Below are 22,010 nucleotides of genomic sequence, written 5' to 3'. Positions count from 1 at the left end.
GTTCCCCACTGACAGCGTTGTCAGCCGACGAGGGAGACCACCATGTCCAGAGTCACCGGCATAGGCACCGGCATAGGCACCGGCACAGGCAGCGGCCGAGCCAGATCCCGGCAGGCGGCCGCCGCTCTCTCCGGGGCTCTCGCCCTGCTGCTCGCGATGCCGTCCGGCGTCGCGCTCGCGGCACCGGCCGAGACGGCGCCCGCGGGGACCGCTCCCGCCGAGGCCGCGCCCGCCGCGACGGCGTCGGGCGGAGCCGCCAGGGGCGACTTCGCCACCTCGTTCGAGGCCGACGACCCGGCGCCGCTGGAGTCCACGCCCGCCGAGCGTGACGGCGCGCCGTGGCAGGAGAACGTCGGCGAGTTCGTCGTCGGGCTGCCGGGCAGCGTGCTGGACCGGGTCGGTGAGGTGGCGGCGAGCGGGGAGAACCTGCCGAACGAGGGCGTGTCGAACCTCGCCGACGCGTCGTCCGCCACCAAGTGGCTGACGTTCGCCGAGACGGGCTGGGCCACCTACGAGATGACCGAGCCCGTCTCGGTCACGGCCTACGCCCTGACGTCCGCGAACGACTTCGCCGACCGCGACCCGCGGGCCTGGACGCTGCAGGGCTCGACCGACGGCGAGACCTGGGAGACGCTCGACGAGCGCAACGGCGCCGAGTTCGCCGAGCGGTTCGAGCAGCAGGTTTTCGAGCTGGCGGAGCCGACGGCGGCCTACACCCACTTCCGGCTCGACGTGACGCAGAACGGCGGCGCGGGCATCGTGCAGCTCGCCGACTGGGACCTGTCCGCCGACCTGGACGAGCAGCCCGCCAGGCAGCCGATGGTCACCGCCGTCGGCTCCGGGCCCACTACCGTGGACTACACCAACAAGAAGGGCGTCGGGTTCACGGGCACCGCGTCCCTGCGGTACGAGGGCGGCCACCTGGCCGACGGCGCGGCGCACGCGACGAACGTCCTGTACGACGACGTGAACGTCCTCGTGGGCTCCCGCACCCGGCTGAGCTGGAAGATCTTCCCCGAGCTGCTCGGCGACCTCGAGTACCCCTCGACCTTCGCCGCCGTGGACCTGAGGTTCACCGACGGCACCTACCTGTCCGACCTCGGCGCGCGTGACGCCCACGGCACCGCCGCGACGCCGGCCGGCCAGGGCGCGGGCAAGATCCTGTACGCGGACCAGTGGAACTCCGTGCGCGTCGACCTCGGCTCGGTCGCCCGGGGCAAGAAGGTCGACCAGGTCCTCATCGGCTACGACAACGACGGCGGCAGCGACGGTGGCAGCGACGGTGGCAGCGACGGTAGAGCCGCGGGCACCCGGTTCGCGGGCTGGCTCGACGACGTCGCGCTGGAGGCGAAGCCCGGCAAGATCGACGGCTCCAGCCTCACCAACTACGTCGACACGCGCCGCGGCACCCTGTCCAGCGGGTCGTTCTCGCGCGGCAACAACGTGCCGGCCACGGCCGTGCCGAACGGCTTCAACTTCTGGACGCCGCTGACGAACGCCTCGTCGCAGAGCTGGCTGTACGAGTACCAGGCCGCGAACGACGACGAGAACCGCCCGGTGCTGCAGGGCATCGGCATCTCGCACGAGCCCAGCCCCTGGATGGGCGACCGCAACCAGCTCGCCTTCCAGCCCGCCACCGGCTCCGGTGTGCCCGACGCCGGGCTCGACGCGCGCGGCCTGTCGTTCAGCCACGCGGACGAGACGGCCCGCCCCGACTACTACGGCGTGACCTTCACGGACGGGATCAAGGCCGAGGTGGCGCCCACGGACCACGCGGCGGTGCTGCGGTTCAGCTTCCCGCGGGAGAACCCGGGCGACGCCGGTCACGTGCTCGTCGACCGGGTCGCGGGCGCGTCGAAGCTGGCGTTCGACGAGGCGACCGGCGAGCTGACCGGCTGGGTCGAGAACGGCAGCGGCCTGTCCGTAGGCCGCACCCGCATGTACGTGGCGGGCACGTTCGACCGGGCGCCGTCGTCCGTCGGCACGGCCGCGGGCGACCGCGACGGCGCGCGCTACGCCACGTTCGACACCGGCCGCGACCGCACGGTCGAGCTGCGCGTGGCGACGTCGTTCATCGGGCTGGACCAGGCACGGGCGAACCTCGACCTGGAGGTCACGGGCCGCTCGTTCGCCTCGGTTCAGCGCGCCGCGCAGGGCCAGTGGGACGACCGGCTCGGTGTGATCGAGACAGAGGGCGGCAGCGAGGACGAGCTCGTCACCCTCTACTCGAACCTGTACCGGCTGAACCTGTACCCGAACTCGCAGTTCGAGAACACGGGCACGGCCGAGCGACCCGTGTACCGGTACGCGAGCCCGGTCACCGCGCCGTCGGGCGATGCGACCGACACCAGGACCAACGCCGCGATCGTGGACGGCAAGATCTACGTGAACAACGGGTTCTGGGACACCTACCGCACGGCCTGGCCGGCGTACTCCCTGCTGTACCCGGACGTCGCGGCCGGGCTGGTGGACGGGTTCGTGCAGCAGTACCGCGACGGCGGCTGGGTCGCTCGCTGGTCGTCGCCGGGCTACGCGGACCTGATGACCGGCACGTCGTCCGACGTCGCCTTCGCCGACGCCTACCTCAAGGGCTCGCTGGCCACCGACAAGGCGCTGGACGCCTACGATGCCGCGCTGCGTAACGGGACGGTCGCGCCGCCGAACGACGCCGTGGGTCGCAAGGGCCTGGAGACGTCGCCGTTCCTCGGCTTCACGCCGGAGACCACGCACGAGTCCGTCTCGTGGGGTCTGGAGGGCCTGATCAACGACTTCGGCGTCGGCAACATGGCCGCCGCCCTCGCCGAGGACCCGGGCACGCCGGACGAGCGTCGCGAGACGCTGCGCGACGAGTCGGCCTACTTCCTTCAGCGGTCCACGCACTACGGCGAGCTCTTCGACCCGGCCATCGACTTCTTCCAGCCCCGGCACGCCGACGGCTCGTTCCTCAACGCACCTGAGGATTACGACCCGCTGACCTGGGGCGGCGGCTACACCGAGACCAGCGGCTGGAACTTCTCGTTCCACGCGCCACAGGACCCGCGCGGTCTCGGCAACCTGTACGGCGGCCAGGACGGTCTGGAGGCCAAGCTCGACGAGTTCTTCGCCACGCCCGAGGACGCCACGCACACCGGCGGCTACGGCGGCGTCATCCACGAGATGCGCGAGGCGCGGGACATCCGGCTGGGCCAGTGGGGCATGAGCAACCAGGTCTCCCACCACATCCCGTGGCTGTACGACGCCGCGGGCGCGCCGCACAAGACGCAGGCGATCGTGCGCGAGGTCACGCGGCGCCTGTTCGTGGGCAGCGAGATCGGCCAGGGCTACCCGGGCGACGAGGACAACGGCGAGATGTCGTCGTGGTGGATCTTCGCCGCGCTCGGGTTCTACCCGCTGCAGGTGGGTTCGGCGGAGTACGCGATCGGCTCCCCGCTCTTCGACAGGGCGACGGTGCACCTGCCCGACGGCGACCTCGTGATCAACGCGCGGAACAACTCCGTGGAGAACGTCTACGTGCAGTCGCTGCGGGTGGACGGGCGGTCGCGCACGTCGACGTCGCTGTCCCAGGAGGACCTGTCGGGCGGCGCCCGGCTGGACTTCGTGATGGGCCCGGAGCCGTCGGCCTGGGGCACCGGGGAGGACGACGCGCCGCCGTCGCTCACCGAGGGTGACGAGCCGCCCAGCCCGGCGCGGGACGCGACCGGGACGGGTTCCGTGACGGTCTCGGACGGCGACGCCGACACGGGGAGCGGCGCGCTGGTCGACAACACGTCGGGCTCGCGCACCACGTTCGCGACCCGTGCTCCGGTCGTGACCTGGGACGGTGCCGGTACCGCCGCGACGGTCGGCACCTACACGCTCACCTCGGGTGTCGCGGGCACGGCTGCGCCGTCCGCCTGGCGGCTCGAGGGGTCCTCCGACGACGGAGAGAGCTGGACCGTGCTCGACGAGCGGACCGGCCAGGAGTTCCGCTGGGCGCTGCAGACCCGGACGTTCCAGGTCGAGGACCCGCAGGCGTTCGGGCGGCTGCGGCTGGTCGTCACCGAGTCCGCGGGCGAGGGTGACCTCTCGCTGGCCGAGCTCGAGCTGCTCGCCGAGCAGGGCGCGGGCGACGACGAGCTGCCGCTCGCCGAGGTCACGCCGGACGCGGAGACCCGGGCCGAGACGAGGGCCTCCGCCGAGGCCGAGGACACGGCGACGGGGGTCACGGTGTGGGCCGCCCCGGTCTGCGACGGCGGCGACTCCGCGCTGCGGGTGCTGGTGGACGGTGCCGAGGGCGCTTCGGTCCGGATCACTTCGGACTTCGGCAGCAAGACGCTGCGGGGTCCGGGCGGGTTCACGTTCGACGCGGGCTCCGCTCAGGTTGGCGCCGGCGCGGTGACCGCCGTCGTCACGGCGACGGTCGACGGCCAGAAGGCGACCAGCACGGTGACGGTGCCGTACCAGGCGGCCGCCTGCGGCTGACCTGACCTGACCGGCGAGTTCGGTCGGTTGCCTGGGTGAGCCTGGTGGGTTCGGTCGGTTGCCTGGGTGAGCCTGGTGGGTTCGGTCGGTTGCCTTGAGATCGGTCAATTAATGGACCGATCTCAAGGCAACCGACCGAACTGACGGTGTGTGGCGCAGCAGCGGACCGAATTCATGGGTGTGGCGCAGCAGCCGACCGAACTCATGGTGTGTGGTGCTGCATTCGACCGCGTTCGGGCGGAGCGACAGGCGCGGAGCCGGTACCTCGGCAGAGCCGTGCCTCGGCTGGAGCTACTTAGCTGTTTGGGCATAAGGGTTATATAGGTACTTTCCACACGACGCCCGTCCAACCGTTCTGGTGGCGGCCTGGCGTCAATACGCTCCCAGGCGTCCGAGGTTCCCCAGGCCTGACGAGGAGCACACGATGTCACGATCCTTGCGCGCGTCCCGATCCTTGATAGCGCTGTCAGCCGCCGCACTCGCGGTCGGTACAGCGCTCACCGGCGCCAGTGCGGCGGGCGCCGCCCCGGCGCCCGAGAGCACCCAGCGCCTCGCCCAGCCCGACGCCGTCCCCAACGCCCAGGCCGACGCTCTTCCCGACGCCCAGGTCCGCGCGATGGAGCGCGACCTGGGGCTCACGCGGGCCGAGATCCCCGGCCGCCTGGCGCTCGACGCCGAGGCAGCCATCCTCGAGAAGCACCTCACCGCCAAGCTCGGCGACGCGTACGCGGGCGCCTGGCTGCCCGACGGCGCCGACGCCCCGCGCGTGGCCGTCACCAGCACCGCAGCGGCCAAGGTGGCGGAGCGCGCGGGCGCCGACGCCGTCGTCGTCGAGCACAGCCTGGACGACCTCACCGCGTGGAAGGAGGCCCTCGACGAGGTGGGCGCCCCCGCCTCGGTGCACGCCTGGTACGCGGACCCGGTCACCAACGAGGTGATCGTCGAGGCCGCCGACGTCCAGGCGGCCAAGGCGATGATCGCCGAGGCCGGCGCGCCCGCCGGCGCCGTGCGGGTGGAGAAGTCCGCGGTCGCTCCGAAGATCGCGCGCGACATCCGCGGCGGCGACGAGTTCCACCGCCCGACCGGCGACGGGTGGGTCACGCTGTGCTCGATCGGGTTCGCCGTGTCGGGCGGGTTCGTCACCGCGGGGCACTGCGGCTCGACGGGCAATGCGGTCAACGCGCCCGACGGCGCAGCGCTCGGCACCTACCGGGGCTCGACGTTCCCGGGTCACGACTGGGCCTGGGTCGGGACCAACAGCAACTGGACGCCCACCCCCACGGTGAACAACTACGCGGGCGGCACGGTGTCGGTCGCGGGGTCCGCCGAGCAGGGCATCGGCGCGTCGGTGTGCCGCTCGGGCCGTACGACCGGCTGGCGCTGCGGCGTCATCCAGGAGAAGAACGTCACCATCAACTACGGCGACGGCGACATCCCCGGCATGGCGACCGGCTCGGCGTGCGCCGAGGGCGGCGACTCCGGCGGCTCGGTGATCTCGGGCAACCAGGCGCAGGGTGTCACCTCGGGCCGCATCGGCGACTGCTCCACGAACGGCCGGTTCATCTACCAGCCGGTCAACCCGATCCTGAGCAACTACGGGCTGCAGCTCACGACCACGGGCGGGGGCGGGGGCAGCGCGCTCGTCGGGCCGGGCGGCAAGTGCATCGACGTGCCGAACTCCGACTTCTCGGACGGTAAGCGCCTCCAGCTCTGGACCTGTAACGGCACGTCCGCCCAGCGCTGGACGTTCCAGTCCGACGGCACCCTGCGGGCCGGGGGCCTGTGCATGGACGTCGCCTGGGCGAACACCGCGGACGGCACGGCGGTGCAGCTCGCGAACTGCAGCGGCAACCCGGCCCAGCAGTTCACGCTCAGCGGGGCCGGCGACCTGGTCTCCATCCTCGCGAACAAGTGCGTGGACGCCCCGAACGGCAACACCGCGGACGGCACGCAGCTGCAGATCTGGACCTGCAACGGCACGTCGGCCCAGAAGTGGCACGTCGGCTGACGGCAGCGGAGAGCGGTCCGTAGCCCGGTGGGCGGTCCGTAGCCGGGCCGGAGAAAGACTCAGGAGAAGGACTCAGGAGAAAGACTCAGCGAGCGGGGTGGGTTGCGCTGCGTAGACAACGTCTACGCAGCGCAACCCACCCCGCTCGCACGATGTCTCCCCGAGGGCGCGTCTCCCAGGGGAGACGCGCCGCCGCACCGGGCCCGGCGCGTCCTCGTGGCCTGGTGCGGCAGCGCCCCATCAGAGAGTCGCGCGCACCCCACGGGCCGCGGCCACCAGGTGGCGCAGGGACTCGGTGGTCTCGGCGTAGCCGCGGGTCTTCAGGCCGCAGTCGGGGTTGACCCAGACCAGCCGCGGGTCGATCGACTTGGCGGCCAGCGACACCAGGTCGGTCACCTCCTCGACCGACGGCACGCGCGGGCTGTGGATGTCGTAGACGCCCGGCCCGATGCCGCGGGCGTATCCGGCGTCGGCCAGCTCCGGCACGATCTCCATGCGGGACCGGGCCGCCTCCACCGAGGTCACGTCGGCGTCGAGGCCGTCGATCGCGCCGATGACCTGCCCGAACTCCGAGTAGCACAGGTGCGTGTGCACCTGGGTCGCCGGGCCGGCCCCCGCCGTCGAGAGCCGGAACGAGCGTACCGACCAGTCCAGGTAGCCCGCGTGCGCGGACCGGCGCAGCGGCAGCAGCTCGCGCAGCGCGGGCTCGTCCACCTGCACGACGCCGATCCCCGCCTCCTCCAGGTCCGTCACCTCGTCCCGGAGGGCCAGGGCCACCTGGTCGGCGGTGTCGCCCAGCGGCAGGTCGTCGCGGACGAACGACCAGGCCAGGATCGTGACCGGACCCGTGAGCATGCCCTTGACGGGCTTGCTGGTGAGCGACGCCGCGTACGCGGTCCAGTCCACGGTCAGGGGAGCAGGCCGGGACACGTCGCCCCACAGGATCGGCGGCCGCACGCAGCGCGATCCGTACGACTGCACCCAGCCGTGCACCGTGGTCGCGAAGCCGTCGAGCTGCTCGGCGAAGTACTGCACCATGTCGTTGCGCTCGGGCTCGCCGTGCACCAGCACGTCCAGGCCCAGCTCCTCCTGGAGCGCGACGGTGCTCGCGATCTCGGCGCGCATCGCTGCCGTGTAGTCGGCGTCGGACAGCTCGCCCCGGACCCACGCGGCGCGTGTGGTCCGGATCTCGGGCGTCTGCGGGAACGAGCCGATGGTGGTGGTCGGCAGCGGCGGCAGGTTCAGCCGCGCCTGCTGGGCGGCGGCCCGCTCCGCGTACGGCGCGCGCTCGACGTCGGCGGCGGTCAGCGCGGCGGTCCGCTCCCGGACACCGGGTACGACGACGCCGGGTGCCGCGGCGCGGGAGCGCACCGCCGCCGTCGACTCGGCCAGCTGGTCGGCGACCGCCGCTCGGCCCTCGGCCAGGCCGGTCGCCAGCGTCGCGACCTCCCGGACCTTCTGGTCAGCGAACGCGAGCCACGACTTCAGGCCGGCGTCGAGGCGGGGCTCGTCGTCGACGTCGTGCGGGACGTGCAGCAGCGACGTCGACGTGCCGACGGCGACCGCCCCCGCGCCGAGCCCGGTGCCCGATGCTGCCAGGCCCTCCAGGATGGTCAGGCGAGCGCCGAGGTCGGCGCGCCAGATGTTGTGCCCGTCGATCACGCCCGCGACCAGCGTCTTGGTCTCCAGGCCAGGGACCACGTCGAGTGCGGAGCCGGGAGCTGCGCCGGGGACCGAGCTGCCGGGGACCGCGCCGCGGACCAGGTCGATCGCTATCGCCTCGACGTCGGTGCCGGCCAGCAGCGCGAGCCCGTCGCCGGCCTCGCTGCGCAGGTCGCCGTACGGTGCGGTCACCAGGATCGCGGGACGTTCCGCCGGGGCGTCAGCGCTGTTCGTGCCGGGTGCGCCGTCCGGCCCCGGCGCGGGGGAGAGGTCGGTCGCGAGCCGCGTGTAGGCCCGGCGGACGGCGTCGGCCACGTCGGAGAACGGGACGTCGAGCAGGTCGGTGACCAGCGCGGGCTCGTCGAGCTGCACCCACGGCGCGCCGGCGGCAGCCAGGGCGCGGAGCAGCTCGGCGTACGCGGCGACGACGTCGTCCAGCCGGTCGAGCGGGCGGAAGCCGTCGGGTGCGCCGTCGGCCGCCTTGCTGAGCAGCAGGAACGTCACCGGTCCCACCAGCACGGGCCGGGTCACGACGGCCTGGCCGCCGTCGGCCGGGCGGGCCAGCTCGATGAACTCGCGCACCGCGCGGTCGTCGACGAACCCGATCGGGGTGTCCGGCCCGATCTCCGGGACCAGGTAGTGGTAGTTCGTGTCGAACCACTTGGTCATCTCGAGCGGCGGCTTGTCGCCCTCGCCACGGGCCAGCGTGAAGTAGGCCTCCAGGGAGAGCGGGCCGCCGGTTGCCGGGGCCAGGTCCCGGAACCGTTCCGGCACGGCGCCGAGCAGGGCGACGGCGTCGAGCACCTGGTCGTAGTACGAGAACGAGCCGGGGACGGCGGCGGAACCGGCGTCCAGGCCCAGGTCGACCAGGTGTCGCGCGGTGCTGAGCCGCAGGTCGCGGGCGATCGCCTCCAGGTCGTCGGTGGTGGTGCGTCCGGCCCAGAAGGCCTCGACGGCGCGCTTGAGCTCGCGACGTCGGCCGATGCGCGGGTAGCCCAGGATCGTGGCCTGGGGAAGGTGCGTGAACTTGACTGCCATGCGTATCAGCTCCATCGGACCTGGCGTTAGCACCTTGCCCCGAGATTGGCGCCTCGGAGGTAGGTTGCTGCGGTGTCGTGGAGCCAGGACTCTCGACCGCTCTGGATGATGAGACTGGATCGTAGGCATGCCCGGCATGTGGTCGGAGAACCGTCCACCCCTCAAGACGCCTGGTGGAACCGCTTGTTGCTCAGGGCGAGACCGCGGCGTCCGGCGGGTACAGCTCGAGCCCATCGAGCAGGACCTGAGCGTTGTGGCGCACGTGGTCGACGTCGTCGTTCTCGCTCAGCTCCCGGACCAGCTCGACGAGCTCGGGCCACGGGAGATAGCCCGTGGCTACCACTACGGCCTGGCGGAGCCCGGGGTCCTCGTCGTGCCGGGCGATGGCGCGGAAGTCGTCGACCAGGGTCGGGTCCGAACCGGCTGCCGACAGGGCCGCGGCGTAGAGCGCCCTGAGCCGGTCGTCGCGATCCGTCGCCGCCCGCAGCGCCGTCAGCGCACTCTCCGGGGACCACAGGTCGCACCGCGCGGCGATCTCGTCGCGGACGGCGGCGACGTCGTCCCCGTACAGGGTGACGTAGCTCAGGCCGACCAGGCCGTCCTCGACGTAGTGGACCTCGACGGACTCGTCCTCCGCGAGCCAGATGTCGACGTACGGGTCCTCGTTGACATTGCCGACGCCGTCCAGGTCCCAGTCCAGGTCCCAGGCGACCCGGCTCAGCACCGTCCGGGTCGGCGGTTGCTGCGTCAGGACGAGTCGTTCCTTGAATCCGGCCACTGTGCCTCCTTGCTGCGTCGGCTGCCCCGGGCGACGCTGCCCGGGTGAAATTTCCCGGCCGAGCCTATCGCCGCCGCCGAGCCAACAAAAGTGTGCCAAGCCCAACGCCGCCGCAGACCGATGCCGATGAGTTGACCACGTGGTTGTTGCCGGAAGAGGCCCGGATCCGGCAGTAATCGCATGGCAGTTCGGGAGGGGGTCCGGCGCAACATGGCGGAGCTCGGCATCGACCCGGGGGCCGTGGCCCGGACCATCGCGTTCGCCATCGAGCAGCCACAGGACGTCGAGATCGGCGAGATCGTCGTGCGGCCCACCCGGCAGGGCTGAGCCCGGCCGACGCCGGACGGCGACCGAATACCCGCGAGTTGACCACAGCAGCTGCTGCCAGACCGGGCCCCGGCCTGGCAGCAGCTGCTGTGGTCAACGTGCCCGGGGGGCGGGGGTGAGGGCGACCGCGGTGGCGGTGGCGGCGAGGGTTGCGCTGATGACGAGCGGGGCTGTGGGGCCCAGGGCGGTGATCGCCAGGCCGCCGAGCACCGGTCCGGTCAGGGCGCCCAGGTTGAGCGCCACCGTCGAGTACGCCCCGCCCATCGTCGGGGCGCTGTGGGCGGCAGCCATGGTGCGCGCGATCAGCGTGCCGCCTACCGCGAACGACAGCGCGCCCAGCACCGGGGCGAACACCCATGCGGCCTGGGGGCTCGCCGCGAACGCGGCCCACAGGGCCCAGCCCGCGACGAGAAGCGGGGCGCCGACCCCGAGGACCAGGCGCCCGTGCGCGTCGGCGAGGCGGCCCGCGGCCGAGACGCCGGCGAAGGCGCCCAGCCCGAACAGCGCGAGCACCAGCGGCACCAGCGCCGGGTCGAGCCCGGCGCCGTCCGTGACGATCGCCGCCAGGAAGGTGAACGCGCAGAACGTCGCGGCGTTCACCAGCACTCCGAGCACGAGGTAACGCTGCAGGTCGGGGGAGCGGAGCGCGCTAAGCTCGGACCGGAGGTCCACCCGAGCGCGTGGTTCTGCGGTGGCGCGTAGTTCCGTGCCGGCGGGCGGTTCGACCCTGGCCTCGGGCGAACGAGGGCCGAGCCGTCCCGGCGTCAGACAGACGACGGCGACCAGGGCGACGGCCGACACCCCGGCGATGGCCCACAGCGCGGAGCGCCAGCCCCAGACCTCACCCAGCAGCGCCCCGGCCGGGACGCCGGCGATCAGGGCGAGCGTCGTGCCGCCGAGGACCGCGGCCAGCGCGCGGGCCTGCCTGCCCGCCGGGACGACTATCGTCACGGTGGAGAGGGCCACGGCGAGGAACCCGGCGTTCGCCACCGCCGCCACGAACCGCGTGACGAGCAGGACCGCGAACTGGTCAGCGAGCGCGCCGACCACGTGCGCGGCGACGAAGACCAGCAGGCACGCGGACAGGGTCGAGCGCGGCGGTAGCCGGCGTCCGACAGCTGCCGTCAGCGGTGCGCCGACGACCATGCCGACCGCGAAGCCCGAGGTCAGGTAGCTGGCCTGGGCGAGGGAGACGCCGAGGCCGGTGGAGATTCCCGGGACGAGCCCGGCGAGAACGAATTCAGACGTGCCTTGCGCGAAGACCGCGACTGCGAGCACGTAGAGCAGGACAGGCATGAGCAACTCCGAAGGGAGAAAGGGAACGGGTAGGCCTGGGCGGCACTACGGGCCCTTCGGATGCGCGGACGGCGCCCGCTCACCGGCAAGTCACGGGGAGCGGGGGGACGAGGTCGGACCTCGGCGGTCTCTACGGGTGCATCTCGGGCTACCGGAGTACCGGCAGCCCGAACCTGGATGCTTCTGGAGACCTCACGCGGCGAAGGTAGCACGCACCGGCAGCGGACGCCGCCACGCGACCTCGCGGTCGAGCTGTCCCGTGGAGCGGAACAGCTGCACCTGGTGGGCGTCGGGCAGGGCCGCGGCGAGCGCGTCCGTCGTCGTCGGCTCGAAGCCGAGCTTCTGCCAGAAGCCGCCCGACCGGCGGGAGAACAGCCAGGCCTGGCGCGCCCCGGCGTCGGCGGCCCGGTCGAGGGCGAAGCGGGCCAGGCGGAGGCCGTCCCCGGTGCCCCGCAGGTCCGGCCGGACGGCGACGCTGCGGACCAGCGCGTGCTCGCCGTCCTCGCCGAGCTCGAACCCCGTGGTCGCGGAGACCGCCCCGGCGTCGTCCCGCTCCAGCCACAGGCGGACGGCGGGCTCGGCGAGGGCGGCGACCGTCAGGTCGGCCGTGCGGAGGAATGCGGCCAGGTCGGCGAGGTCGTTGGAGGCGGCAGGACTGAGCACGCCCGGGAGCCTACCCGTGGTTTCGCAGAGAAAGCGCGGGCGGCTGTCTCCGGCGCCCGTCTTGATGTCAACAGCGGGCCACAATGAGGCGGGTCCGCTCGACCGGCGTCGATTATGCCGTGTGGATTCGACGTGCCACGCTTGCGGCCCCCTGGCGCGCGATGCCGGGGGATACCTCCGGCAGAGCGACCAGAGCGAGGACAACGACAGGTGACGACCGAGATGTTTGGCTCCCGTAAGTACCTGCTGTCGCCTCAGAGCTACGAGGATGAAGTCTCGGTGGTGGCAGAGAAGCTCGGCTGGCCGCTCCTCGGGACGCTCCCAGAGGATGTAGCCAGCCTGACCCCGCGCCAGTTCTTCTGGGGGAAGAGCGAGGATCTGGTTCTGCATTACATGGAGGACGTGCTCTCGAAGAGCCCCTGCGCGTTCGTCACCGGGGTAGACGAACGCCAGGTGGCGACCGCCGCTCGATTTCTCGAGGCGCAGCTCCGACCAGCGACTGTCGAGGAAATTCTGGATGCCGCGGATGCGGTGCAAGACATCCCGCATGACTACGTGCTAGCGGTTCTCAGGCTCGGTCTTGGTGCACCTGAATCCTTTGACGAGCGGTTCTGCTCCCGCATCGGGAAGGCCGCGCGGAACTCGCACGACGAGGTGCGGAAGGCCGCCGCATGGGCAACGTCCTACGTCGTATGGCCGCAGTTCATCCCGCTGCTTTCTCAGCTGGCCGAAAGTGACAGTTCCGAGTCCGTGCGCCGCGCTGCCATCGACATTCTCAGCGCATATCACAAGGAGTTCGACGAGGACGAGTCCTGACAGGTGCTTGCGCCTTTACTGCGCCGCGCTGCGGCGGTTGTCCGTTCACTGATCGGTGTTCACCGACGGAGTCGGGCTCGGCCCGTCGATGCCGCCCGCTGACGGCGCCGCCGTCGGCTCGCCGCACGCCTTCCAGCGGAGCTCGCTGCGCAGGAGGTACTGCTCGCCCTGGTCCGACTCGGCCCACATCTCCTCGGCCAGCGGCAGCCAGGTGGTCAGGTCGACGAGCAGATCGATCCGCGTCACGTCGCCGCCCACCACCACGGCGTCGGCGGGGGTGATCCGGATCCGTGCGACCGTGTTCCCGTCCAGCTCCTCGATGCCGAGGTCCTCGTCCAGCTGCCGGTCCGTGCCGTTGAGCGTGGACAGGTCGGAGACCGCGCCGACCGCGGCCGCCTGCAGCACGGACAGGGGCTTCTGGTCGAGCGTGGTCTTCGGGACGTCCACGGCCGACGGCTCGTGGTCGAAGCGGAGCGCCGACTGGTCACCCAGCGTCGAGCGGGTCTCCACGCTGCAGGTCTCGCCCGCTATCGCCTGCGCCGCGCGGGCGACCACGTCGGACGGCGTCAGTCCGAGGGTCGGGGACGGCGACGCGGCGGAGGGTGACGTGCTCGTACTCGGCTCCGAGCCCGGTAGGGCGCGGAGCACGGGCGGGCCCGCCAGGCTCACCGCGAGGACGCCGGCCGCGGCGGCCGCCAGACCCCAGGCGAGAGCGGGCCTGCGGCGTGAGGCGGACGGGACGGGCCGGGCCTCGGACCCGGCTTCGTGCAGCAGGATCTCGACGCCCTCGGCCTCCGCCCAGCCGTCCTGGGCGTCACCCGTCGCCGGGCCTCGGGCGCGGGCCCGCGACTCGGCGTACACCCGTGCCAGGTCGATCTCGGGATCAACCCCGTGCAGGGCGCGGCGGGCGCGGGTCAGCTCGTCGTCGTGCACGTCAGGCTCCTTCCTTGGTCAGCTGTTCGTAGGCCGCGCGCAGCCGACGTCGTGCTCGGTGCACCCTGGTGGCCGCCACCGCCGTCGGGCAGCCCAGGACCTGGGCCACCTCGGCAGTGGACAGCTCGGCCGCCGCGAGGAGGGCGATCACCTCGCGGTCCGCGGGGCGGAGCAGGTCCAGCGCGCGGCGGAGCTCGTCGAGCTCGCCGATCAGGCGCACGTCGTCGTTGCTCGACGGCGCAGGGTGCGTGCGCACCCGCTCGGCGAGCGCCGTCCGCCGGTGCTGCGCGCGCACCTGGTTGGCCATCACCCGGCGCGCGACGCCCAGGAGCCAGGCGCGGGGGTTGTCCGGCAGCTCGCCCTTGCGCCAGGCGGTCGCGAAGACCTCGGCCACGACGTCCTCCGCCTCGGCAGCCGGGAGCCGGGAGCGGGCGTAGCGGTAGACGCCGCGCGCGTGCGCCGCGAAGAGCTCCTCCGTGTGCGCGGGCGTGAGCGGACCCGGTACGACGCGGTGCGACTCGGTGTTCGTGGCCAGGGTGTACTCCGGGGGCGAAGAGACATGCTTTCGACACAGTGTGTCCGGCAGCGGCCCGCCCATTACACGTCCGGGGTGTTGTCCACGTCACATCCGGCCGCTGTCATCGGCGTCCGGCCGGCGCACACGAATGCTGGTGTGACCACCTACTTCGCCCGCCCGACGCTGCCGGGACCGGCCGCGCTCGTCCTCGCCACACTGCTCCTCACCGGATGCGTCTCCGGTGCCGCCTACGAGGGGTCGCCCGCGGCGGGGACGACGCCGGAGGCGCGCGCGGAGCAGCCCGGCACCGCAGGGCGGGACGCCGAGGAGCCAGGTGCCGAGGAGCCAGGCGAGGGGCCGGGCGAGGATCCGGACGCAGAGAGCGCCGCCGAGCCCGCCGCGCCGCCGAGCATCGACCTGACGAAGCACTCGGCCACCGACCCCGCGAGCCCGTGGGTGGTCGTCAACAAGCACGCGCCGATCGATCCGGTCGACCACGAGCCGGAGCTCACCACGGTGCGCGGCTACCTCGTCCGCCCCGACGCGGCCCCGGACCTCACGGCCTTCCTCGAGGCGGCCGACGCCGACGGCGTGCACCTGACGTTACGCAGCGCCTACCGCGGTTACCCGAAGCAGGCGGAGGTCTACGCCGGATGGGTTGCGCAGCTCGGCGCCGCGGAGGCGGACGAGGTGTCGGCCCGTCCGGGGTACAGCGAGCACCAGACGGGCCTCGCGGTGGACGTCGGCAGCACCACCCGGCCGGAGTGCGACTTCGACCCCTGCTTCGGCGAGACGGTGGAGGGCCGGTGGGTCACCGAGCACGCCGAGGCGTTCGGCTTCCTCGTCAGGTACACGCCCGGGAATGCCGTCGTCACCGGCTACGGACCCGAGGCCTGGCACCTGCGCTGGGTGGGCCGTGACCTGGCGAAGTACATGCGCGACACGGGCGCCACGACGCTCGAGGAGGTCTTCGACGTCCCCGGCGGGGGATACGTGCGCTGACCCCCGCGCGGCCCGGGTTCGCGGCGGCGACGTCAGGGCTTGACCTTGTCCCTGCGGCAACCTTGCACGCTGCGGTCATGACCACAGACACAGCGATCGAGGTCGTGGGGCTGCACAAGGCCTTCGGCGACCACCACGTGCTCGACGGCGTCGATCTCGCCGTCCCCGCCGGCTCCGTGTACGCCCTCCTCGGGCCCAACGGCGCGGGCAAGACCACCATGGTGAACATCCTGTCCACGCTCCTGACGGCCGACGCCGGCCGGCTGCGCGTCGCGGGCCATGACGTGCGCCGCGCGCCGTCCCGGGTCCGGGCGGCGATCGGCGTCACCGGCCAGTTCTCGGCGATCGACCTGTTCCTCACCGGCCGGGAGAACCTGCGGCTCATGGCCGACCTGGCCCACCTCGACCGGGCGAGCGCCGCCCGGGACGTCGCGGCCCTGCTCGACCGGTTCGACCTGGCCGACGCCGCCGACCGGCGCACCCTGACCTGGTCCGGCGGCATGCAGCGCCGGCTGGACCTGGCGATGACACTGATCACCCGGCCGCGGCTGATCTTCCTCGACGAGCCGACCACCGGGCTCGACCCGCGGAGCCGCCGCGAGGTCTGGCAGGTGGTCCGGGAGCAGGTGGCCGACGGCGTCACCGTCCTCCTGACCACCCAGTACCTGGAGGAGGCCGACGCCCTGGCCGACCGGGTAGGCGTGCTCGACGCCGGAAAGCTCGTCGCGGAGGGGACGCCGGCCGAGCTCAAGGCGCAGGTCCCCGGCGACAGCACCAGCCTCGACGACGTGTTCCTGGCCCTCACCGGCCACCCCGCCGACGCCGCCGTCGATACCGATGCCACCACCCCGGAGGTGACCGCACGATGAGCGCCACGTACGTCGTCCGCGACTCGATGACCATGCTCCGCCGCAACCTGCGGCACCTGAGCCGGTACCCGTCGCTGGCCCTGATGCTGATCGCGATCCCGATCGGGTCGCTGCTGCTCTTCGTCTACGTGTTCGGCGGCACCCTCGGCGCGGGCCTCCCGGTCGACGGCGGGGGCAGCCGCGCCGACTACCTCAACTACCTGGTGCCCGGCATCTGGATCATGACCGTGTCCAGCGTGGCGAACGGGACCGCCGTCGCCGTCGCCATCGACCAGACCGGCGGGATGTTCGCCCGGTTCCGGACCATGGACGTCGCCCGCGTCTCGGTGCTGACCGGGCACGTGCTCGGCGCGGTGATCCGGACCGTGCTCGCGCTGTCGGTCATGATCGTCTTCGCGGTCCTGCTCGGGTTCCGGTCCGGCGCTTCGGTCGCCGGCTGGCTCGGCGCCGCCGGGCTGGCGCTGCTCCTGGCGTTCTCGTTCACCTGGCTGACCGTCGCGATGGGGCTGGCGGCGGGCAGCATCGAGACGGCGAGCAACACCCCGCTGGTCCTGATGGTGTTGCCGGTCGTGAGCAGCGGGTTCGTCCCCACGGAGCAGATGCCCGCCGGGCTGCGGCACTTCGCCGAGCACCAGCCGTTCACGCCGATCATCGAGACGCTCCGCGCGCTGACCTCGGGCGCGCCGGTCGGGTCCGAGGGCTGGCTGGCGATCGGCTGGTGCGTGGTGATCGGCGTGGCCGGGTACCTCTGGTCCCGGCGCGAGCTCGCCAAGGTCCCGGCCCGATAGGCCGGCTCCGTGAGATCTGGTGGAGCGCCGAGACCTGGCGGCGCTCCACCAGATCTCGCGGCCGAGAACCAGATCTCACGGACAAGAGAAGGGAGACTTGGGCCATGCTGACGATCGGGCAGCTCGCGTCCTACGCGGGGGTGACGGCGCGCGCCGTCCGGCACTACCACGCCAAGGGCCTGCTGCCGGAACCCGGACGCGACCACTCGGGCTACCGGCGGTACGACGCGCAGGCCGTCGTGGACCTGATCCGGATCAGGATCCTGGCCGACGCCGGTGTGCCCCTGGCGCGGGTCCACGAGCTCCTGCGTGCCGACGAGGAGGAGTTCGCGGCGGCCGTCGCCGAGATCGACACCAGGCTCCGGGCCGAGATCGCGGAGCGGGAGCGGCATCGCGAGCGCATCGCCCGGCTCGCCGCGGGCGACAGCCTGGCCCTGCCGCCGGAGGGCGCGGCCTACCTCGATCGTTGGCGTGAGCTCGGCGTCCCCGAGCGGATCGTCCAGATCGAGCGGGACAGCTGGATCCTCACCCTCGCGGTGCTGTCGCCGGAGCAGGTCGCCGAGGCGATGGCGCTGAAGGGCCGGCTGCTCGACGATCCGCAGTTCGTCGACCTCCTCCGATCGCTCAGCGAGGCGGTCGGCTGGGGGCCCGACGACCCGCGGGTGGCCGGCCTGGCGGACCGGGTGGCGGCCGTGCTCGACCACCACGCCGAGTGGGGCGACGGCGCAGCGGGCGAGATGGAGGCGGGGCTCGTCGAGCTGTTCGACTCGATAGCCCTCGACTCCATACCCGCGGGCCGCCGCCTGGAGTCGCTGCTCGAGGAGCGTGGTTGGTCGGGCTGGACCCGGCAGCAGCGGGTCGGCCGGGAGCCGGGGCGTCAGTACGGCAGCCAGACGACGACCGCGAGTGCGCCCAGGTAGAGGGCCTGTTCCACGAGGCGGCGTCCGATCGGCGTGGGGGGCTCGCCGCCGAACGGGACGCCGCGCCGCGCGGCCGAGATGTTGGCCGGCGTCAGGGCGAGCGTGAGCAGGCCCAGGCAGACCGCCGCGGCCGGGGCGGTCGCGGGGACGAGCAGGCCGATCGCGCCGGCGAGCTCGAGGATCCCGGTGCCCGCAACGAGAAGGTCGGGCCGGGGTAGCCGCGGCGGCACCATGCGTTCGAGGTCCTGGCGCACGCGGGGGATCAGGCGGCCGGAGGCGGCCAGGAGGTATACGGCGGCGATGCCGACCCGGGCGGCGTCGTGCCAGGAGTCGAGGGCCGGGACCGCGAGGAAGCCGAGCAGGCGCGCGACGGCGGTGACCCCGAGCAGGAGGACGGGAAGCGGGACGGGCATGGCGGATCCGATCTTGACGGCGACAAGTTTGAAACGAAACTCCATCATCCGCGGTGCTATCTTGTCAATGGACAGATTGGTCGAGAGGATCTGGAGCGGCATGAGCTACCACCACGGGGACCTACGCCGGGCGATGACCGCGGCCGCCGCGACGGCGGTCGCCGAGCAGGGTCCGGCCGGCCTGAGCCTGCGCGAGCTCGCCCGGCTCGCGGGGGTGTCCCATGCGGCGCCGGCCCACCACTTCGGCGACAAGGCGGGCGTGCTCACGGCGGTGGCGACCGAGGGCTTCACGCTGCTCGCGGCCGCCCTGGGCAAAGCGGGGGACGACCTGCTCGCCTCCGGCATCGCCTACGTGCGGTTCGCCGTCGACCACCCCGGGCACTTCGCCGTCATGTTCGACCGCAGCCTCCTGCACGGGGACGACGTCGATCTGCGCGCGGCCGAGCAGGCGGCCTCCGAGGCGCTCGCGGGACTGACGCCCGACGCCGACGCGGCCCGCGCCGCCTGGTCGGTGGCCCACGGCTTCGCCAGCCTGTGGCTCTCGGGCGCCATCACGGGCCCGGACGTCGAGGCGGCCGCCGACCCGGTCCTCCGCCGCCTGGTCCCGACCGCCGGCTGACCACGCGGTTGTTGCGGAGAGAGCCCCCCGTGCCGCAGCAACCGCATTGTCAACGGATCGCGGGTGGGGCTGTCCGACGGTGCGTGCTGGATCAGCGGGCAGGACGCCGAGGTCTCGGGCGGTTTCACCCTGTAGTCTGCGCCGCGCGGGAGGTGGTCGGACTCCGTCGCAAGCCTCTGACCTGCGACAAGAGGCTCCGCACCCGCCAGATGGAGAGTTCCAAAATGTCCCATTATGGGGGATGATGGGTCCAGCCGCCTATCACCAGGGGAATATCGTGACCGCGACCGCCTCCGGGGCCACCGCAGCACTGTCCGACGTACCCACGTCCACGCCCGCGCTCGTCGCATGCGATGTCGAGGGAACGCTCGTCCGTGCCGGTCGCCGGGCCACGCCCGCGGTGCTCGACGCCCTCGCGGCCGTCCACGCCGCCGGGCACCACCTGGTGATCGCGACGGGCCGGTCCCTGGCCGGCGCGGTGCAGGTCGTCCGGCAGCTGGGGATCCGCGACGGCTGGGTGGTCGCGGCGAACGGCGCGGTGACCGCGCGCCTGGACGCCAACGGGTACTCCATCGTCGAGGTGAGGCCGGTGGATGCCGAGCCCGTGTGCCGGCTGGTGACCAGGACGCGACCGGACCTGCGGCTCGCCGCCGAGGTGGTCGGCGCCGGGTACCGCGTCACCAGGCGGTTCCCCGAGCGGCAGCTCAACGGGCAGCAGGAGGTGCTGCGCGAGATCGCGGACATCTGGGCGCGGCCCACCCCGCGCCTGGTCGTGTACGGGCAGTGGGCCCAGCGGCTCGCGCCCGCGCTGCGCGCGTCTGGGGTCACGGCGATCCCCGCCCGCGTCGACTGGGTGGACGTCACCGCCCCCGGCGTCAGCAAGGCGACCGCGCTGGAGAGCATCCGCGTCGAGCTGGGAGTCGCGTCGTCCCGCACTGTGGCCATCGGCGACGGCGAGAGCGACCTCGAGATGCTCGCCTGGGCGGCCGTGTCGATCGCCATGGGCCAGGCGCCCGACGCCGTCCGCGCCGCCGCGGACCGGGTCACCGGCACCATCGACGAGGACGGCGCCGCCGGCGCGCTCTTCGACGCGCTCCTCCTGCCGACGGCCTGACCCGCCCGAACACTCCGCTCCGGGCCGCGCGGAGATCGGTTGGACCGCGGTGTCGGGCCCTCCGGGGAGAGGCCGCGCGCTGGGGCTGTGTTGCTCTCCGTCGACAACGTCTACGGAGAGCAACAACGTCCGCGGGGTGGCAGTTTCCCCCTGGGTTTCGGACGCCCGCCGGCGACCCTCGGCCGGCGACGACTAGCCTGCCCGGATGGAACTGGTTCGGTTGAGCGACGGCGCCCGGCTCGCGACCTGGCGGACGGACGCCGCGGACGCCGCGGTCGCCGCGGTCGCCGCAGACGCTGCGGGCGCTGCGGGCGCCGGGGACGCTGCGGGCGCAGCGGACGCTGCGGACGCCGTCGGCGGGCCGGGGGATCCCGTCGTGCTGCTGCACGGCGGGCCCGGGCTGTGGGACTACCTGGAGCCGCTGGGCGACCTGATCGGCGCCGGCCGGACGGTGTACCGGTACGACCAGCGCGACTGCGGCCGGTCGCTCCCGGCGGACGGGCCCGAGCGGGCGGGCCAGTCCATGGCGCGCAGCGTCCAGGACCTGGAGGAGCTCCGCGCCCACTGGGGCGCCGACCGCCTGGCCCTGGTCGGCCACTCGTTCGGCGCGACCCTCGCGCTGGCCTACGCCGGGACCCATCCCGGGCGGGCGGCAGTCGTCGTCTACCTCGGCGGCGTCGGCATCGGCGACTGGCGCACGCCGAACCGGGCGGCGCTGGCCCGCATCCAGGCGCCCTACGCCGCGCGGCTGGACGAGCTCTCCGCGAAGGACCGGACCTGGGACGAAGAGGTCGAGTGGCGCCGCCTCACCTGGGCCTCCGACTACGCCGACCCGGCAGCGGGTCTCGAACTGGCACGCCCCATGGCCGAGACGCGGCTCCCGATCAGCTGGTCGGTCAACGCCACGCTCAGGTTCTCCGACGACGACGTGCTCCCGTGGGCCCGGGCCGTCACCTGCCCCGTCGCGCTGGTGCACGGCGCCGCCGACCCCCGGCCGGCCGCCAACGTCGTGGCGCTGGCGGCCCACCTGCCCCGGGCGCGGGTGCGGATCATCGCGGGCGCGGGCCACCTGCCGTGGGTCGAACGGCCGGCGGAGACTGGCGCCGCGCTGCGGGAGGTCCTGCGACCGGCCGCGTGAGTCAGCCGGCGCGGTACCGGGCGAGCGTGGTCAGGACCGCCTCGGTGACGGCGTGCTCGATCTGGGCCGGCGTCGGGTCCCAGCCGACCACCATGAGCCGGGGCCAGAACACGTAGTTGCCGATCATGCCGAGGAAGTTCGCGGCCGCCATCAGCGGGTCGTCGATGTGGGCCGTCCCGGCGTCGTGCTCCGCCTCGAGGTAGTGCTGGACCTCGTTGAAGAACGGCATCTTGCCCGTCTCGAACTGGGTCTCGGCGATCTTGGGGAACCGCGGCATCTCCGCGATGACCATGCGGTACAGGCCCACCATCTCGGGTCGGGACATGAGCGCCGCGTAGCGGCGCCCGTACTCGCGCAGGCCGCGTTCGAGGTCGCCCGGTGCGGGTGCGGGACGGAGCTCGTCGGCGGTGCTCCACTGCTCCGTGACTATCGCCTCGAACAGGCTCGCCTTGGTGGGGAACTGCTTGAACAGGGTCGCCTTGGAGACGCCGGCGTCCTCGGCCACCCGGGCCAGTGACGTGCCGGCGTAGCCGTTGCCCATGAACAGCGCGGTCGCGGCGTCGATGATCGCCGAGCGCTTCTGCTCCGCGAGCTGCTGGTGGTAAACGCCGGTCCCTGTCGCCATGCGTCAATCATGCCCGACCCTCT

General features: G+C 72.8%; 19 protein-coding genes and 1 riboswitch. Of the genes, 11 read left to right on the top strand and 8 right to left on the bottom strand.

The features are described 5' to 3' along the window. The first annotated feature begins 42 nt into the window (after nucleotides 1-42). Nucleotides 43-4,461 carry a GH92 family glycosyl hydrolase gene (locus tag C8K30_RS18260; RefSeq protein ID WP_233257258.1) on the top strand — a complete coding sequence of 1,473 codons (4,419 nt, stop codon included), beginning with the start codon at nucleotides 43-45 and terminating at the stop codon, nucleotides 4,459-4,461. Between the two features lie 424 nt (nucleotides 4,462-4,885). Then, nucleotides 4,886-6,469, top strand: coding sequence for a ricin-type beta-trefoil lectin domain protein (locus C8K30_RS18255; RefSeq protein ID WP_108494301.1), 1,584 nt, complete (start codon nucleotides 4,886-4,888; stop codon nucleotides 6,467-6,469). A gap of 240 nt (nucleotides 6,470-6,709) precedes the next feature. On the opposite strand, the gene metE is transcribed toward C8K30_RS18255, so the two are convergent. Further along, nucleotides 6,710-9,169 (bottom strand): 5-methyltetrahydropteroyltriglutamate--homocysteine S-methyltransferase, encoded by a 2,460-nt coding sequence (metE, locus tag C8K30_RS18250; protein WP_233257257.1) that lies wholly within the window; start codon nucleotides 9,167-9,169, stop codon nucleotides 6,710-6,712. An 8-nt stretch (nucleotides 9,170-9,177) separates the two neighbouring features. Next, nucleotides 9,178-9,281, bottom strand: a riboswitch (SAM riboswitch). Between the two features lie 78 nt (nucleotides 9,282-9,359). Next, nucleotides 9,360-9,947 carry a HEAT repeat domain-containing protein gene (locus tag C8K30_RS18245; RefSeq protein WP_108494299.1) on the bottom strand — a complete coding sequence of 196 codons (588 nt, stop codon included), beginning with the start codon at nucleotides 9,945-9,947 and terminating at the stop codon, nucleotides 9,360-9,362. 180 nt (nucleotides 9,948-10,127) lie between these two features. On the opposite strand from C8K30_RS18245, the gene C8K30_RS18240 reads away from it, so the two are divergent. Then, nucleotides 10,128-10,274 (top strand): hypothetical protein, encoded by a 147-nt coding sequence (locus C8K30_RS18240; protein ID WP_199230551.1) that lies wholly within the window; start codon nucleotides 10,128-10,130, stop codon nucleotides 10,272-10,274. 93 nt (nucleotides 10,275-10,367) lie between these two features. On the opposite strand, the gene C8K30_RS18235 is transcribed toward C8K30_RS18240, so the two are convergent. Beyond that, the gene (locus tag C8K30_RS18235; protein ID WP_108494298.1) at nucleotides 10,368-11,570 is read right to left on the bottom strand and encodes a Cmx/CmrA family chloramphenicol efflux MFS transporter; all 1,203 of its coding nucleotides are present in this window, start codon (nucleotides 11,568-11,570) and stop codon (nucleotides 10,368-10,370) included. A gap of 192 nt (nucleotides 11,571-11,762) precedes the next feature. Continuing rightward, a complete protein-coding gene (locus tag C8K30_RS18230) occupies nucleotides 11,763-12,233 on the bottom strand; it encodes a GNAT family N-acetyltransferase (protein WP_108494297.1) in 471 nt (156 codons plus the stop codon). A gap of 210 nt (nucleotides 12,234-12,443) precedes the next feature. Between C8K30_RS18230 and C8K30_RS18225 the strand changes: the two genes are divergently transcribed. Continuing rightward, entirely contained in the window at nucleotides 12,444-13,049 is a 606-nt protein-coding gene (locus C8K30_RS18225; protein WP_108494296.1) for a HEAT repeat domain-containing protein, read from the top strand. 45 nt (nucleotides 13,050-13,094) lie between these two features. On the opposite strand, the gene C8K30_RS18220 is transcribed toward C8K30_RS18225, so the two are convergent. Together C8K30_RS18220 and C8K30_RS18215 are read right to left on the bottom strand one after the other, a co-directional pair. Then, on the bottom strand, nucleotides 13,095-13,982 hold the full coding sequence (locus C8K30_RS18220; protein ID WP_108494295.1) for a hypothetical protein: 888 nt from the start codon (nucleotides 13,980-13,982) through the stop codon (nucleotides 13,095-13,097). A 1-nt stretch (nucleotide 13,983) separates the two neighbouring features. Next, nucleotides 13,984-14,580: an RNA polymerase sigma factor gene (locus tag C8K30_RS18215; protein ID WP_108494363.1), complete on the bottom strand. Its 597-nt coding sequence runs from the start codon at nucleotides 14,578-14,580 to the stop codon at nucleotides 13,984-13,986. Between the two features lie 75 nt (nucleotides 14,581-14,655). On the opposite strand from C8K30_RS18215, the gene C8K30_RS18210 reads away from it, so the two are divergent. The 4 genes from C8K30_RS18210 to C8K30_RS18195 all read left to right on the top strand — a co-directional run bounded on the left by C8K30_RS18210 (nucleotide 14,656) and on the right by C8K30_RS18195 (nucleotide 18,078). Further along, nucleotides 14,656-15,501, top strand: a complete 846-nt coding sequence (locus tag C8K30_RS18210) for a M15 family metallopeptidase (RefSeq protein ID WP_158281048.1) — start codon at nucleotides 14,656-14,658, stop codon at nucleotides 15,499-15,501. Between the two features lie 77 nt (nucleotides 15,502-15,578). Continuing rightward, nucleotides 15,579-16,370, top strand: coding sequence for an ABC transporter ATP-binding protein (locus tag C8K30_RS18205; RefSeq protein WP_108494293.1), 792 nt, complete (start codon nucleotides 15,579-15,581; stop codon nucleotides 16,368-16,370). Beyond that, on the top strand, nucleotides 16,367-17,158 hold the full coding sequence (locus C8K30_RS18200) for an ABC transporter permease (protein ID WP_108494292.1): 792 nt from the start codon (nucleotides 16,367-16,369) through the stop codon (nucleotides 17,156-17,158). Before C8K30_RS18205 ends, C8K30_RS18200 begins: the two co-directional genes overlap by 4 nt. Before the next feature lie 104 nt (nucleotides 17,159-17,262). After that, nucleotides 17,263-18,078, top strand: a complete 816-nt coding sequence (locus tag C8K30_RS18195; RefSeq protein ID WP_108494291.1) for a MerR family transcriptional regulator — start codon at nucleotides 17,263-17,265, stop codon at nucleotides 18,076-18,078. Here the strand turns inward: C8K30_RS18195 and C8K30_RS18190 are convergent. Beyond that, nucleotides 18,036-18,491, bottom strand: coding sequence for a DoxX family membrane protein (locus C8K30_RS18190; protein ID WP_108494362.1), 456 nt, complete (start codon nucleotides 18,489-18,491; stop codon nucleotides 18,036-18,038). The genes C8K30_RS18195 and C8K30_RS18190 overlap by 43 nt on opposite strands. A gap of 100 nt (nucleotides 18,492-18,591) precedes the next feature. Between C8K30_RS18190 and C8K30_RS18185 the strand changes: the two genes are divergently transcribed. From C8K30_RS18185 to C8K30_RS18175, 3 genes are all read left to right on the top strand, one after another. Then, nucleotides 18,592-19,110, top strand: coding sequence for a TetR/AcrR family transcriptional regulator (locus tag C8K30_RS18185; protein ID WP_108494290.1), 519 nt, complete (start codon nucleotides 18,592-18,594; stop codon nucleotides 19,108-19,110). A 277-nt stretch (nucleotides 19,111-19,387) separates the two neighbouring features. Continuing rightward, nucleotides 19,388-20,224: an HAD family hydrolase gene (locus C8K30_RS18180; RefSeq protein WP_233257256.1), complete on the top strand. Its 837-nt coding sequence runs from the start codon at nucleotides 19,388-19,390 to the stop codon at nucleotides 20,222-20,224. A 205-nt stretch (nucleotides 20,225-20,429) separates the two neighbouring features. Next, nucleotides 20,430-21,362, top strand: coding sequence for an alpha/beta fold hydrolase (locus C8K30_RS18175; RefSeq protein WP_108494289.1), 933 nt, complete (start codon nucleotides 20,430-20,432; stop codon nucleotides 21,360-21,362). Between the two features lies 1 nt (nucleotide 21,363). On the opposite strand, the gene C8K30_RS18170 is transcribed toward C8K30_RS18175, so the two are convergent. Continuing rightward, complete coding sequence (locus C8K30_RS18170; protein ID WP_108494288.1) at nucleotides 21,364-21,987, bottom strand: TetR/AcrR family transcriptional regulator; 624 nt, start codon at nucleotides 21,985-21,987, stop codon at nucleotides 21,364-21,366. Nucleotides 21,988-22,010: the final 23 nt, after the last annotated feature.

Source organism: Promicromonospora sp. AC04, assembly GCF_003058225.1.
Lineage (GTDB): Bacteria > Actinomycetota > Actinomycetes > Actinomycetales > Cellulomonadaceae > Promicromonospora.
This window is presented reverse-complemented; position numbering and strand designations above follow the sequence as displayed.